This window comes from Prescottella agglutinans (assembly GCF_004011865.1).
GTDB lineage: Bacteria > Actinomycetota > Actinomycetes > Mycobacteriales > Mycobacteriaceae > Prescottella > Prescottella agglutinans.
The window spans coordinates 84067-97171 of record NZ_RKLP01000007.1 but is presented as its reverse complement, the minus strand read 5'-3'; the positions used below and the strand labels follow the sequence as shown (position 1 = coordinate 97171).

General features: G+C 69.4%; 11 protein-coding genes. 5 read left to right on the top strand and 6 right to left on the bottom strand.

The features are described 5' to 3' along the window. Window positions 1-3: 3 nt before the first annotated feature. Entirely contained in the window at window positions 4-420 is a 417-nt protein-coding gene (locus EGT67_RS14425; protein ID WP_127916775.1) for a CBS domain-containing protein, read from the top strand. After that, window positions 417-1298: a universal stress protein gene (locus tag EGT67_RS14420; protein ID WP_127916774.1), complete on the top strand. Its 882-nt coding sequence runs from the start codon at window positions 417-419 to the stop codon at window positions 1296-1298. Before EGT67_RS14425 ends, EGT67_RS14420 begins: the two co-directional genes overlap by 4 nt. Before the next feature lie 3 nt (window positions 1299-1301). Here EGT67_RS14420 and EGT67_RS14415 read toward each other — a convergent pair whose 3' ends face one another. The 5 genes from EGT67_RS14415 to EGT67_RS14395 all read right to left on the bottom strand — a co-directional run bounded on the left by EGT67_RS14415 (window position 1302) and on the right by EGT67_RS14395 (window position 8484). Next, a complete protein-coding gene (locus EGT67_RS14415; RefSeq protein WP_127916773.1) occupies window positions 1302-1724 on the bottom strand; it encodes an Hsp20/alpha crystallin family protein in 423 nt (140 codons plus the stop codon). A gap of 85 nt (window positions 1725-1809) precedes the next feature. Continuing rightward, on the bottom strand, window positions 1810-2715 hold the full coding sequence (locus EGT67_RS14410) for a universal stress protein (RefSeq protein ID WP_127916772.1): 906 nt from the start codon (window positions 2713-2715) through the stop codon (window positions 1810-1812). 37 nt (window positions 2716-2752) lie between these two features. Continuing rightward, window positions 2753-5224 (bottom strand): glycoside hydrolase family 65 protein, encoded by a 2472-nt coding sequence (locus EGT67_RS14405; protein WP_127916771.1) that lies wholly within the window; start codon window positions 5222-5224, stop codon window positions 2753-2755. A 15-nt stretch (window positions 5225-5239) separates the two neighbouring features. Continuing rightward, window positions 5240-6925 (bottom strand): sensor histidine kinase, encoded by a 1686-nt coding sequence (locus EGT67_RS14400; RefSeq protein WP_206612392.1) that lies wholly within the window; start codon window positions 6923-6925, stop codon window positions 5240-5242. Window positions 6926-8121: 1196 nt separating this feature from the next. Further along, on the bottom strand, window positions 8122-8484 hold the full coding sequence (locus EGT67_RS14395) for a hypothetical protein (RefSeq protein ID WP_127916770.1): 363 nt from the start codon (window positions 8482-8484) through the stop codon (window positions 8122-8124). A gap of 318 nt (window positions 8485-8802) precedes the next feature. On the opposite strand from EGT67_RS14395, the gene EGT67_RS14390 reads away from it, so the two are divergent. After that, window positions 8803-9576, top strand: coding sequence for a SigB/SigF/SigG family RNA polymerase sigma factor (locus EGT67_RS14390; protein WP_277750154.1), 774 nt, complete (start codon window positions 8803-8805; stop codon window positions 9574-9576). Window positions 9577-9583: 7 nt separating this feature from the next. Here EGT67_RS14390 and EGT67_RS14385 read toward each other — a convergent pair whose 3' ends face one another. Continuing rightward, window positions 9584-9817, bottom strand: coding sequence for a hypothetical protein (locus EGT67_RS14385; RefSeq protein WP_127916768.1), 234 nt, complete (start codon window positions 9815-9817; stop codon window positions 9584-9586). Window positions 9818-10134: 317 nt separating this feature from the next. On the opposite strand from EGT67_RS14385, the gene EGT67_RS14380 reads away from it, so the two are divergent. Both EGT67_RS14380 and EGT67_RS14375 read left to right on the top strand, forming a co-directional pair. Then, window positions 10135-11634 carry an adenylate/guanylate cyclase domain-containing protein gene (locus EGT67_RS14380; protein WP_127916767.1) on the top strand — a complete coding sequence of 500 codons (1500 nt, stop codon included), beginning with the start codon at window positions 10135-10137 and terminating at the stop codon, window positions 11632-11634. Window positions 11635-11724: 90 nt separating this feature from the next. Next, window positions 11725-12750 (top strand): tyrosine-type recombinase/integrase, encoded by a 1026-nt coding sequence (locus EGT67_RS14375; protein ID WP_241566036.1) that lies wholly within the window; start codon window positions 11725-11727, stop codon window positions 12748-12750. The last annotated feature ends 355 nt before the right edge of the window (window positions 12751-13105 follow it).

Here is a 13105-nt window from a genome sequence, read left to right as displayed (position 1 = left end):
GTGATGCGCGCCGGCGACATCATGACCCGACGGGTCGTCACCGTCCCCGAACACGCCACGCTCGCGCACGCCGCCCGCCTGCTCGACGCCGCCCCCGAAGCGACACTCCAGGTCGTCGACGCGGCCGGTCATCTCGTCGGCATCCTCACCGCCACCCACCTGCTCGACCGCATCCGCGCGGTCCTGTCCGACACCGACCTCGTGACTGCCGTGCACGGCGCCGTCGCCGACGCGATGACCACCCCGGTCCTCGCGATGCGCGCCGAGACCGACATCGCACACGTCGCCGCCGCGCTCGCCGACACCGACACCTACGTGGTGCCCGTCGTCGACGGCTTCACCCCGATCGGCACCATCACCCGCCTCGACCTGGTCCGCGCGCTGACCGCCCCCACACCACCACCGAGGAGCCACCCATGATCACCGCCCCGATCGTCGTCGGCGTCGACGGCTCCACCACGTCCCGCGACGCGGTCCGCTGGGCCGCCCACGAAGCCCGGATCCGCGGTGACGCGCTGCTCCTGGTGTCGAGCGTGAGCACCGGCGGCATCGGACTGGGCTCCCCGTTCATCGACGACCTGCAGATCGCGGGGGAGCGCGCCGTCGCCGACGCCCGCGAACTCGTCGCGGTCGAGGACCCGCAGCACACCGTCGAGGTGCGGACCGAACTGTCCCGACTGGCCCCCGCCCAGGCGCTGCTCGAGCACGCCGAGTCCGCACGGATGATCGTGCTCGGCACCCGCGGGCTCGGGGAGTTCACCAGCGGGCTCGCCGGGTCGGTCACCTCCGCCGTCGCACGCCACGCCCGCTGCCCGGTCGCGGTCGTCCCCGGCTGGCCCAACCCCGGCGAGCCGGCCCTGACCGGACCGGTCGTCGTCGGCGTCGACGGCTCACCGGCCGGCGAACCCGCGACCGCCGCGGCGTTCGAGGAAGCGTCGCTGCACCACGCGGAACTCGTCGCCCTGCACGCCTGGTCCGATCGCGACCTCGCGGTGTTCGGGACCGCCCCACCGAACCGCGGTGACCGGATCGAATGGCCGTCCACCGAAGCCGCCGAACGCGCGGTCCTCGCCGAAGCCCTCGCCGGCTGGCAGGAGAAATACCCCGACGTCGCGGTCCGCACGATCGTCGTGCAGGACCGTCCCGTACGCAACCTCCTCATGCACGGCACCGGGGCGCGGCTCATCGTGGTCGGCAGCCGCGGGCGCGGCGGGTTCCAGGGCATGACCCTCGGATCGACCAGCACCGCACTGCTGCACACCGTGACCTGCCCGCTGCTGGTGGTGCGGTCCCGATGAACGTCAGTCGCCGGGTTTGACCTCGATGTGCTTGGCGCCGCGTTCCTTCGCCGCCAGACCCACCGTCACCTCGAGAATGCCCTTCGAGTAGCTCGCCTCGACCTGGTCCTCGTCCGCACCGGCCGGCAGCGTCACCGTCCGGCTGAACGACCCGTACGCGAACTCCGATCGACCGCCCTCCGACTTCTCCTCGGACCGTTCCGCCTCGATCGTCAACTCACCGTCCTGCACACTGACCTTGATGTCCGTCGCCGGATCCAGCCCGGGCAGCTCCGCCCGCAGCACGTACTTGTCCTCCTCGACCCGGTCCTCGACCCGAATCAGGTTGCCGCCGAACGGCGGACGGAACCCGGTCACCGGAAAGGCGTCGAACAACTCGGTCAGATCGGGGAAGACGGACCGGCGACGCGCGGGAACATTCGACATGACCACTCCTCGCTGTCGTGCAACCACGAAACCGGCTGCACACCCCATTCGACTCCGATCACACGGAACAGGGGAGGGCCGTTCGTCACTCGGGGTCCTCGTGGGTCACGCGGCACACCATCACCGGGCACTCGGCGTGGTGCAGCAGATTCTGGCTGGTCGAACCCAGCAGCACCCCGCGGAGCCGACTGTGCCCCCGGCTCCCGACCACCACCAGTTGCGCCCGCCGCGAATACCTAAGGAGCACCCGCCCGGGACTCGTCCGCTCGAGGCGCTCGTCGACCACGACGTCCGGGTAGTCCTCGGCCCACCCGGCGACGCCCTCGCCCAGGACGGCCCGCGCCTCCGATTCCACCTTCGCCCAATCCACCAGCCGGAAGGCCCCGTGCCGGTCCACCGGACGATCCGGACCCCACGCGTGGACGGCGACGAGGGGGACACCGAACAGCGCCGCGTACTCGAACGCCACGGCCACCGCCCGCAGACTCGACTCGCTGCCGTCCACCCCCACCACGACCGGCCGGGGATCACCCGCCGGCACCCGGCTGCCCCGACAGATCACCACCGGGCAGCGCGCGTGATTGGCGACCCGCTGGCCCGTCGACCCCACCAGCGCCGCACCGATCGTGCCGGCGCCCGTCGCGCCGAGCACCATCAGCTCCGCGTCCGCGCCGACCTCGAGCAACGCCGACGCCGGCGGGCCCGGATAGATCGCGGCGGTGAACTCGACGTCCGGATGAGCGGAGCGCAGCTCCTCCCGCGCCCGCGCCGCGACCTGCTCCGCCGACTCCCGCAGCTGCTCGTCGAACTGCGCCTGCACCAGCACCGCCGCCCCACTCAGGTACACACCGGGGGTCGGCAACGCGTGCGCCACATGCAGCGGAGCGCGCCGCATCCCGGCCACCCGGGCCGCCCAGTCCAGCGCATCGAACGCCGCACCGGACTCGTCGACCCCGACCACGACGCCGGTCCTGTCCGTGTCCCCGTTCACCGCCGCACCCGCCTCCCTGTCCACACGCACCGCCCTCTCACGACCAGTCCGCGGCGACGGTGACCCATTCACCGGCCGCCAATTCGTACTCGTGACCGTGGATGTCGACCCGGATCGGGGCAGCCGCACTCGCCTTCGTCGACACGGTCAGCTCCTTGTGATCGCACCGCAGATGGATCCAGTGATCGCGGTACCGAATGTCGAACTCGAGAACCCGCAGCTCGTCGGGCAGCAGCGGATGCAGCCACAGCACGTCGCCACGGATGTCGAACCCGGTGTAGCAGCGCTGCAGGATGTCGATACTCCCCGCCATCGCACCCAGATGGATCCCTTCCCGCGTGGTCCCACCCTGGGTGTCCGACAGATCCGCCTCGAGCGACTCGCCGAGCATCTGCCACGAACCCCGCCGATTGCCGCGCGCGAGCACCCACGCGTGCGCGACCCGACTGAGCGTCGACCCGTGCGTCGTCCGCGCCAGGTAGTACTCCACGGTGTCCGGGATCGTCTCCGGGTCGAACGGGTAACCCAACTCCTCGATGAGCGACGTCAACTCCTCGGCGGTGAACAGGTACAGCAGCATCAGCACGTCCGCCTGCTTGGACGCCCGGTAGCGGACACAGCTGTCGCCCTCGGACTCCAGGATCAGATCCAACCGGCCGATGTTGCCGTACTTCGCCCGGTACGCCTCCCAATCCAGCTCCGCCAGCGACTCGTAGCCCTCGAACTGGGCGAGCAGCCCGTTGTCCAGGAAGCACAACCGCAACCGCCGGCGCAGCCGGTCCCAGAACTCGAGCTCGGCGTCGTCGACGTCGAGCCGCTCCCACAGCCCCACGTCCTCGTTCTCGCCGAGGATCCGGTACGCGTCCAACGCCCGCGCCAACGACCACGCGAGCATCACGTTCACGTACGCGCTGTTGTCGATTCCGGTGCCCGGCCGGTCCGGATACCCGTCGTGGAACTCGTCCGGACCCATCACCCCGCGGATGTCGAACCGATCCGCGACCGGGTCGTACACCGCCAGACTCGCCCAGAACCGCGCGTTCTCCACCAACAACTCCGCGCCGAACACCGCGAGGAACCCCAGATCCGCCGTCGCCTCCCAGTAGTGCCACACGTTGTACGCGACCGCCAGGTTGACGTGGTATTGGCGGCGCGAATGATCCGGCATCCACCGACCCGACCGCGGGTTGAAGAAGACCCGCGGAGTCTCCTCCCGGCCGTCGCTGCCGCTCTGCCACGGGATCAACGCGCCGCTGAGCCCCTGCGCGGCCGCCAACCGCCGCGCGTACGGCAGCCGCCGGTACCGGTACAGCAACAGCGCCCGGGTCAGTTCCGGCAGCCGCATGTTCAGCAGCGGGAACACGAACACGTCGTCCCAGAACACATGACCCCGGTACGCCTCGCCGTGCAGGCCACGGGCCGGCACACCCACGTCCAGATCGGCGGTGTGCGGCGACAACGTCTGCAGCACGTGGAAGATCTGGACGTTCGCCGCCTGCCGCGACCGCACACCCGTGTCCAACGACACTGCGAACCGACGCCACAACGTGTCCCACGCCTCGACATGCGCGGCCAACAACGCCTCGTACCCCCGCGACGTGTTCACCGACTCCTGCGCCGCCGCCACCGCCTCCGAGATCGCCCGATCCCGTGAGGTGTACACCGCGACGACCTTCTCGATCTCGACGCGCTGCCCCCGCCGCACCTCCACCGCGACGTGATCGCTGACCGCCTCCGGCGCGAACCGCCGCGAATGCGTGGCCGCCACCCCCATCCCGTCCACCCGCACCCGCGTCCGGGCCGCCTGCGCCACCTGTACCCGCGACTGACTCGTCTCCGCTCGCAGCCAGATCATGTCCGCCCCCAGGCCGCCGGCAGTCACCTCGGTCAGGTGCCGGTCGGCGAACCGGAACAGGTCCGGAACATTCGCGTTCCGCACGTCCGCATCCAGGGTCGAACGAAGCGCCAGGGTGCCCGACCAGTTCTCCGGGCGCACGACAGTGTCCACCGCCGCCAGATGCGGGGCCGCCATCGACACGATCCGCCGCTGACGCAACCGCGTGCGTCGCCCCTGGCCGTCGACGACGACCGACTCCCGCAGCAGCACCCCACCTCGCAGATCGAGCCCCACATGGTGATGCTCGTACTCGAATCCGCCTGCGGGGGAGAACCACTCACCACCCGCAGTGCGGAACGTCACCCCGGTCCAGTTCGGAAGGTTGACCAGGCTCTCGTCCTCGTGGCGCATCTCGTCGACGATCGAGGTCAGACGGTTGTAGCAGCCCGCAACGTACACACCCGGGTAGTGGACACCGTCCGCCCGGCACTCCGACAACGCACCGCGTGCGCCCATGTACCCGTTCGCCAGCGTCAGCAGCGCCTCCCGCCGACCCTCCGTCTCCGGGTCGAACCCGGTGTACATCAGCAGCCACTCGCCGGCCTCGCCCGCCGCCGCGGTCAACGCGCACAGTTCGCAATCGGGATCGCGCGACGCACCGACCGCCACCATGCCCAGTCCCTCCGCTCACTCCGCCACGGGTGCCGACCAGCAGAGCCGAGTCCCGCCGGCGCTCCTCGAACCGAACTCGAACGTCCCCCCGACCTCCTCGGCACGCGCCGCCAGGTTGGCCAGACCGCTGCGGTCGCCGGGTTCCCCGACACCGGACCCGTCGTCGACGACCTCCACCGTCACCCGGTCACCGACATCGACCACGATGCGCACCGATTCGGCCCCCGAATGTCGCACCGCGTTGGCCACCGCCTCGCGCACCACCGCCTCGACGTGGTCGGCGAGGACGGGGGACAGGTCCGCGAGCCGCCCCTCCAATCGAACATCTGTTCCCATCGAGCTGTCCGCGGTCAGGTCCGCGACGGCGCGCCGCACCCGCCGCCCGAGCAACTCGGGTTCCCCGGAGCCGTCGTGCAGATCGAAGATCGCTGTGCGAATGTCACCGACGACGGCCTGCAACTCGTCGATCGTCGAATCGATCCGGCCACGCAGATCCGACGACTCGACCCGTGTCAACGTCCCGTGCAACGACAATCCTGCCGCGAACAGCCGCTGGATCACGTGGTCGTGCAGGTCGCGGGCGATCCGGTCCCGGTCCGCGAGCAGCTGCAACTCGTTCTTCTCGCGCTGCGCCGCAGCCAACCGCAACGCCAGCGCCGCCTGGTCCGCGAACGACGTCATCAACGCCAACTGGTCCGCGTCGAACGCCGGACGCCCACGCCGCCGCATCGTCACGAGGACGCCGGTGACGGCGCCCGCGGCCCGCAGGGGGACGATCAGCGCCGGCCCGAACGCATCGAGCGCATGGTCGAACGGGGCGTACTCGAGACGGTCGAAGTTGCTCGGCGTGCGCGTCCGGAACGCCCGGCCGGCACTCGAACACGTGACCGGGAGCCGACGCCCGACGGCGCGCGCGGACTCGGGACCGGCGGCCACCGCAATCTCGAGTTCGACCACACCCGCAGGCGGCGCATCCGGTTCGGCGGGCATCGCCAGGAACGACTGGTCCGAGTCCGTGAGCGCGAGCGCCCGGTCGGCCACCAGTTGCAGCGCGCGCCGCGGATCTCCGCCCGCCAGCAACTCGGTACTGACGTCCTGCAACGCCTCGAGCCGCCGCCGCCGCACCCGCGACTGGTCGTAGAGCCGAGCGTTGTCGATCGCGGTGCCGGCGGCCGATGCCAGTGCGCGGACGAGGGTTTCGTCGTCCACGGTGAACGCCGCCCCGCATTCCTTCTCCGTGAGGTACAGGTTCCCGAACACCCGGCCGCGAACCCGGACCGGAACCCCGAGGAACGTTCGCATCGGTGGATGTCCGGCCGGGAAGCCCCCGGAAGCGGGATGCCGCGCCAGGTCGTCGAGCCGCAGCGGCTCGGGATTGTCGAACACCACACCCAGAACGCCGCGGCCGCGGGGGAGTTCGCCCATATGTTCGACCGTCTCCCCGTCGATGCCCTCGTGCACGAACTGCGCCAGCCGGGTCCCGGAATCGTCCCGGACACCGAACGCGCCGTACCGCGCACCCGTCAGTCGCATTCCGGCACGCACGACGCGACGGAGGGTGTCGGGCAGCCCGAGGCCCGACGTGACGTCCAGCAGGGCCTCGACGAGCGTCTCCAGCCGGTCACTCGTACGGCAGGACTCGACGATCAACTCGGACCCGCCGAGTTGATCCGCACCGCCCGGTCTCGACGCGCGAGTCACAGCGTCATTGTTCCACGTAACCTGCGCAACTTCGGGCGTTGCGCGTGATCATCGGACCCCGCCAACGCCAGGGATTACGTCACTGTGACGTTTTGACGGGGTGCGCCGGGCAGGGCGGGAGAGCGTCGGCGCGGCGACCCGGTGACGCCGAGGCGTACCGAAGTCGGACGCCGGCCGGCAGACGGCATCGTCGCGCGACGGCCCGAGGCGGTATCGACATGATGCACGCCGTACCGCGACGGAACCCGCCGACGCGATCCGTCGCGCGAACGGAACGGCGACACACGGGCGGTCGTCGTGGCGGCGCGACAGTCGACGCGCGCAATGGATGCGTGCACGAGCGCTGCGGCAGTGACGACGTCCCAGTCGGCGGCGGCGCCGAATCGGCCGAGCCTGCAGCATTTCCGCAGTTCACCGTTTCGCCGATAATCCACATTATGTCAAGTAATGCGTTTCGGGCGGCCCCCCAGGAGCCGAGTGGACCCCGACGGTGTCCGGGTGTCGCACCCACGCGGTGCACCACCTCGAACCCGGTCCCGCGCCCGAGTCGACCTCCCGCGGGCGAAATCGTGGGCGCGGGAGGTCAACTCGGGCGCGGCGGGTCCGCCCAACGCCCAGCGGTGCCCTGCGGACGCGGCACCCGACGGCCGCCGATCGGTGCAGCTCCCGAGATTCGCGTGCCGGATCAGTCGACGTCGTACCGACTCGCACGATCTGCAGCGACACCGGATACGTGAACTCGCGACATTACGCGCGTCGCGCACATGCACGGTCGCGCCAGCCGGTATACGGTGTCGCGAGACCGACCACGCTGCCCCGCCGGCTCCGGCGGACGTCCGCACCACCGTCATGGATAATGCCGAATATCCATGTGTGCGTGAGGATTTCGATCGACTCCCCTGAACTGCGCACCCCCGCCGGCTGACGGTGGTGTTTATGGCGCATGACTCAGAAGCCGAATCGGTTCAGCACGTCGTACTTCCGTATGAGCGTTGCGTCGACTAGCCGTCACGGCAGCCTCATCCGCTTCGAGGGAATGCCTTCGAGGCGCTCTCCCGCAGCGCGTCGTTCGAGGAAGCGCAGCCGCGGAAACCAGCGCTCGCGCCCAGTCCCCCGTTCTGGGCTGATACCGGCGGCGGACGAACGAGGGGATGCGGATCCACTGGATCCGCATCCCCTCGTCCCTGGTCGGGAACTTACGACTGGACGCTGCCCAGTGCATTGGTGAGCCGCCCCAGCAGCGCCGCGAGGTCGATGCTGCCGAAGCTGGAGCCGTTGCCCCCGAATTCACAGCCCGGCTCCGGAGGGTAGATCAGTAGACAGAGCTTCGGCCCCGGGTCCAGGTCTATCCCCTCCGCGGCGGCGGTTCCGACCGCCGGCACCGTCAAGATTCCCGCAGTGACGAACATAAGGCCTGCGATGAAGCGCCGTTTCATTCCCGATCCCCCAATGCGCTCGTGTCCGGCGCCGCCAACCGGCACCGGCTCTCGATGCGCGGCATCGTTACACAAGAGTTCTCCCCACCACATGGAAACGCAGAAACTGCTGGTTCCCGACATCTTCAGCGGAACACCCGTGCAGTGAGGCCGCGCGCGACGACACCCGTGCCGTGCGTACAGGATCTACCCGAACCGGGCGCGGACACTGACGACATCAGCCGCAAAGCGACCGGTCAGCGCCTTCGAAGGGCAGGACCCGTCGTTCTTCTCCATTGCCGTCGGCCTCGCGGGCGTGCCGAACCGTCTTACGATGGATTCATCCGATGTCCGGCCGAATGGAGGACACGTGAGGTACGACTCGCCCGAACATGATGCGGGGCATACAGATCGTGCGGGACCACCGTTCCACTCCCCCCGCCGACCGTGCGGGGCGATCGTGTGAGCCGGCCGGTCGAGCACACCGACGAATACCGTGACGTGGGTCCGGTCTTCGAGTCCATGGCGACGCTCGACCACACGGATCCGCGATACCGGGTGCTGCGCGACTCCGTCGTCACCCGCTGCCTCCCCCTCGCCGACCACATCGCACGCAGGTTCGACGGCCGAGGCGAGTTCCACGACGACCTCGTCCAGGTCGCCCGGGTCGGACTGGTCAATGCCGTCAACCGGTACGACGTGCAGGTGGGATCCGACTTCGTGGCCTTCGCGGTTCCCACGATGATGGGCGAGGTCCGCCGGCACTTCCGGGACACCGGGTGGGCCGTGCGGGTGCCCCGGCGCGTCAAGGAGTTGCATCTCGAGATCACCCGGTCGGACGCGCTTCTCTCACAGCGGCTGGGCCGCCCGCCCACACCCCGTGAGATCGCCGCCGAGTTGCGGATCGGTGAGGACGACGTCGCCGAGGGTCTGCTGGCGGCGAACGCCTATCAGACGGTGTCGGTGGATGCGGGCGCCGGAAGCCGCGTACACGATCACCCGCTGACCGAAGTCCTCGGCGGCGACGATGCCCACCTCCAGGCGGTCGAGGACCACGAGACGCTGCGTCCGGTCCTCGCCGCACTCCCCGACCGCGAGCGGCGGATCGTCCTGATGCGGTTCTTCGGGAATCTGACGCAGAGTCGGATCGCCGAGGAGGTCGGGATCTCCCAGATGCACGTGTCCCGCCTACTGGCTCGTTCGCTCGCGACGCTTCGTGACCAGCTCGAGCGGTGACATCCGGTCAGACGCGGTCTACCAGTTGCTCGTGCCCCGCCCGCCGCGCGCAGTTGGCGCAGCAGAAGATGCGGCTCTCGTCCTCGACACCGTGGCCGAGGATGCGGCAGCCGCAGTGCCCGCACACCGGCGCCATCGCCTGCGCGGCGCATTCGAAGCTGTCGAAGACCCCGCGGCGGTCGCCCATGATGATCGTGAATGCCTTGTCGTAGTCGTTGCCGCACGTCTCGCAGGTCGACATCGTTCGCCTCCTCGTCCGATCCGGCCGGCACCCGACCGGCATAGCAAGTGGGTACCCCGGCCGCGGTGGCACTACACGCGAATCCGCATACGACAACGTCCCGCTGCCCACGCGGACGAGCGCGGGGCAACGGGACGCCGGAAAGTTGAAGCCAGGCACACGTCGGGGGGTGTGCCTGGCGATATGAAGTTAGCGACAGCAGGTCGTTCAGCGAAAGCTGGATTGGGGTGAAATCGAGGGTGAAGCACCCGCTTCGCGCCCGCTGCCGGCGTCCCGCGCGACGCGAAATGCCGTGGACGTGCGGCTATTCTGGACGAGTGGACCCACCGGTCACCCGGTACGTCCAACGCGCCGGGCGTGCTCTCGCCTATCAGGTCGTCGGTGACGACGGCCATGATGTGGTCTGGTTCATGGAGATCAATCTTCATCTCGATCTGATGTGGACCGATCCGCATATCCACTATCTCCTCGAGCGCGGCTCCAGCTATGCCCGGACCGCGTTTTTCCAGTGCCGCGGCCTCGGCATGTCCGACCCGGTCGATCACATCCCGACGATCGAGGAACAGGCCGACGACATCGTCGCCGTCATGGACGAGTTGGGAATGGCGTCGGCGACCATGAGCGGCGTCGCGAGCACGTGTGCCCCGCTGTCGCTGGTCGCTGCCCGTTCTCCGGAGCGGGTCGCCGGGCTCGTCCTGGTGCAGCCGTTCGCCGAGGCACTCGTCGATTCCGGTGTCCCGCACGGGTGGACCTCGACGTCACGCGCGCGGTTCGTCGACGGGTGGCGTGCCGCCTTCGATGCGTGGGGCTCGGGCATGAGCCTGGCCATGTGGGATCCCGCGCTCGACTCCCCGCGGAATCGTCGGATCATGGCGATGATGGAGCGCTGTTCGGCCACCCCGGGTACGGCCCGCGCCTATCTGGAACGGTCGCTCCGCTCGGACTATTCGTCGATGCTGCCGGCGATCCAGGCGCCGACGCGCGTGCTGCTGGTGCCTTCCGGCCCGGTGCCGGAGAACGTCGCGCGCTACGTGGCCGATCGGATACCGCGTGGGACGTTCCAGTGGCTGCCCAAGACGTTGCGGGGTTCGTCGCTCGGTGAGTCCTTCACTCCCGCGTTCGATCAGCTCGAGCTCGCGGCCACCGGCGCGAACCGCCCCGTCGAGGCCGACGAGTTTCTCGCCACCGTCCTGTTCACCGATCTCGTCGGGTCGACGGAACTGCTCGCCCGTATCGGCGACCTCGCGTACCGGGATGTCCGTGCGGCGCACGAACGTCAGGTGCACGAACTGGTGGAGTCGGCGGGTGGCCGCGTCGTCAACGTGGTCGGCGACGGCACGTTCAGTGTCTTCGACGGTCCGATCGCTGCCGTGCGCTGCGCGGACCGCATCCGGGCGGCCGTGTCCGGTATCGGCCTGATGGTGCGATGTGGCGTGCATTCGGGTGTCGTCGAGCACGACGGCTCGGATCTGACCGGGATGACTGTCCATATCGGGGCCCGCACGTGCGGCGTCGCGCGTGCGGGTGAGGTGCTCGTCTCCCAGGCGGTGCGCGACCTCGCGCAGGGCTCGGGGCTGGGGTTCGCGTGCCGCGGCGTCCACACGCTCCGTGGCGTTCCCGGCCGGTGGCAGCTGTTCGCGGTGGGCAACGGCGATCCCGACGAGTCCGACAAGCCGTGGCCGTGCGACGGTCCGCCGGCACCGAACCTGTTGGACCGGATGTTCCTGAGGGTGGTGCGCGGGACCCCGGGTCTCGCGCGCACCGTGGTCCGGTTGTCCGACCGCGGGGGCCGGTGGCGTCGACCCGAGTCCGGGTGATCTGCCTATACACTGCTGCGGTACGGATCGAACACATGTGCTGGTCCGTCCGAGTCGAGGGGCAGCGGAAGGACATTGGAGCGGACCGGCGTGAGCGACGATCGACGATTACTCGACGCCTGGTTCGGCGAGTTCCTGCTGCACCGCAGCACGGCGAAGCCGTCGCCGCACACACTCAAGGCGTATCGGCAGGACTATGCGGGGATCTGCGAGTTCCTGGCCCAGCAGGCCGGCGTGCCCGCGGGCGAGTTGCCGTTGGACGTGATCACCAAGCCGTCGATGCAGCAGGCGTTCGCGTCCTTCGCCGCGACGCACGAGGTGGCGTCGATCCGTCGCTGCTGGTCCACCTGGAACACGCTGTGCGACTTCCTGTTCTCGCTGGACGCGATCGTCGCGAATCCGATGTCGGCGGTGCTTCGCCCCAAGGCGCCCAAGCGGATTCCCAAGGCGCTGCCGTCCGACGCGGTGGCCCGGCTCGTGGCGACGCTGCAGGAGGATGACACCGACGGTGTCCGTCCGTGGGGGGAACGGGACTTCGCGATCATCCTGATGGCACTGTTGACGGGGATGCGTTCGTCGGAGTTGATCGCGGTCGACATCGGCGACGTGCGCGGCGCGGTCGACGCCGCGGCCGGGGCGGCGAAGGTGATCCTGGTTCGTGGCAAGGGCAGTAAGGAGCGGGTCGCGACGGCCGAGCCCGCGCTGGTGGCCGCGTTGACCGGCTACCTGGAGTCACGGATCGAACGGTTCCCCGGTTCGACCAAGCGGCGGGTCCCGTCGGACGCGACCGCGTGGCAGCATTTCCGCAGCACCGATCCCCTGTTCGTCGGCGCCGACGGGGACCGCATCACGCGGGGGACGCTGCAGTACCGCGTGCTGCGCGCCTATCGGCGTGCCGGCATCAACGGGGAACGCGCGAAGGGTGCTCTGACCCATCAGTTCCGGCACACCTTCGCCACCAACATGGCCGACGAGAACGTCAGCATCTTCACGCTGATGCGGATGCTGGGTCACGAGTCGATGAACACGACCCAGGTGTACACGGAGGGCGCCGGCACCGGGGTGCGGGAGGCGGCAGCCCGGAATCCCCTGTATCGACTGCTCGACGGGAACTGACCGCACCCGGTGCGCCCGTTCCCACCTGCTCTGTGCCGGACGGGATTCGACGGCGTCGTGGTACCGGGGATTTCGGCGATTCCGCACCGGAACGACGGACCGGCTGGAACACTGATCGATGGTTTGTTCGCCGCGCGTGCGTCGGGGCGTGATGCACAGGTGCGCCGAACCGCGCCCTTCCGTCCCGGCCAGCGAGAGTCCCGCCCGTCGTAAGCCGATGACGATGCAGCGCCGCCACCAGGCCTTTTCGCCATTTCCCCAGCTCGCCGCTGTTACGCCCGTCACGGTGCAGTCCCACTGAGTGCGCACGTACGCGGTGCGTCGATAGTGAGTTGCCACACTGTGACCCACGGAA